Source organism: Priestia sp. P5_B4 (assembly GCF_056400385.1).
In genome coordinates this window covers 1-1,343 of sequence record NZ_JBFULJ010000976.1, presented here as the reverse complement: position 1 = coordinate 1,343, position 1,343 = coordinate 1, and the positions used below count along the sequence as shown (strand labels likewise).

The 1,343-nt window shown below is 37.0% G+C and carries 2 protein-coding genes; one reads left to right on the top strand and one right to left on the bottom strand.

All coding sequences use genetic code 11. From position 1 onward, the window contains the following. The coding region (locus AC1DRF_RS28020) for an asparaginase domain-containing protein (protein ID WP_477742313.1) at positions 1-654 on the top strand (654 nt) is incomplete at its 5' end. 152 nt (positions 655-806) lie between these two features. On the opposite strand, the gene AC1DRF_RS28015 is transcribed toward AC1DRF_RS28020, so the two are convergent. Beyond that, positions 807-1,193: a hypothetical protein gene (locus AC1DRF_RS28015; RefSeq protein ID WP_097823093.1), complete on the bottom strand. Its 387-nt coding sequence runs from the start codon at positions 1,191-1,193 to the stop codon at positions 807-809. Positions 1,194-1,343: the final 150 nt, after the last annotated feature.

Here is a 1,343-nt window from a genome sequence, read left to right as displayed (position 1 = left end):
CCTGTGGTTGTGGTTGGTTCAATGAGACCAGCTACCGCTATAAGTGCAGATGGACCGCTAAACTTGTATAATGCAGTGAAAATTGCTTCTACAAAAGACGCACGAAATACCGGCGTTTTAGTAGCGCTTAACGATCGAATTGGTGCAGCTCGTTATATAACAAAAACACATACAACGGCAGTAGATACGTTTAAATCCCCTGAACAAGGATATGTAGGAGAAATAGCTGGAGATAAGATAATATTTTATAACAAACCAACTCGCAAGCATACAACACAATCAATATTCGATGTATCAAAATTAGATAAGCTTCCTCAAGTAGACATCATATATGGGTATCAAAACGATTCTAGGGATTTTTATGACACAGCCGCAAAAACTGGAGCAAAAGGAATAGTCGTTGCAGGAGCAGGAAATGGACTGCTATCCGATGCTGCTCTAACAGGTGCTAGAGATGCGGTAAAAAAAGGCGTAGTTATGGTCAGATCTAGCCGGGTAGGAAGCGGAGTTGTGACACATGAAGAATCAGATGATAAAGATACGTTTGTTACATCCGATTCATTAAATCCACAAAAAGCCCGTATTCTTTTAATGCTTGCTTTAACGAAAACAAAGGACCCTCAAAAGATTCAAACCTACTTTAATAAGTATTAAATCAAAAATATCTTTCATCCTCTGTTTTGGATAAATTTTCCAAGAACAATTGGCAATGACAGCTTATAAGAAGGACATAAAGAGGTTGAGACATCACTAACATACTTTTTCTCACCCTCTTTTAAAAATGAAAGAAACTATCCGCAGGTCCCTTATTCATTTCCCCAGTTCTTGCTTTCTATAATTAAATGATTTGATGTGTTGTCTAGTACACGCCATACCAAGGTCTTGCCTTCTATATCTTTTAACTCAATAATGCCCTCTAGCTTATTGGTATTCACATGGACACGCCCCTCATCTATTCTTTGCGCACTTTTTAATCTTGTTCCAAATGTTGCAGGGCTTTCTTTCGTTAGCTTTACAATGACATCTATCATACGTTTGTCAGAAACATAGTTTTTGCTGTTCTCATAGTTATTAGCAGCAGGCTTAATAGCATGTTCTAGCCCAGTTTCGTATTGGCGCCAATCAACAATTAAAAAAACTGCAAATACTAAAGACACTGTGAGTAACAAGCCGTACGCAACATATCGTTTCATTTATTTTTGCTCCTTTCGCAGGAATAGGTTGTATCAGAAAATAGTATCGTTTTATTTAAAGAAATATTCCTTTTTCAGCATAAAAGAAGGTATATTTTTTAAAGTTTTCTGCTTACGGAGAGTACAATAGGACTTATCACGAGCTTAATG

What these genes read in the sequence shown, in the direction of transcription:
- AC1DRF_RS28015 (WP_097823093.1), bottom strand. Translation starts at nt 1,193, where the DNA reads ATGAAACGATATGTTGCGTACGGCTTGTTACTCACAGTGTCTTTAGTA.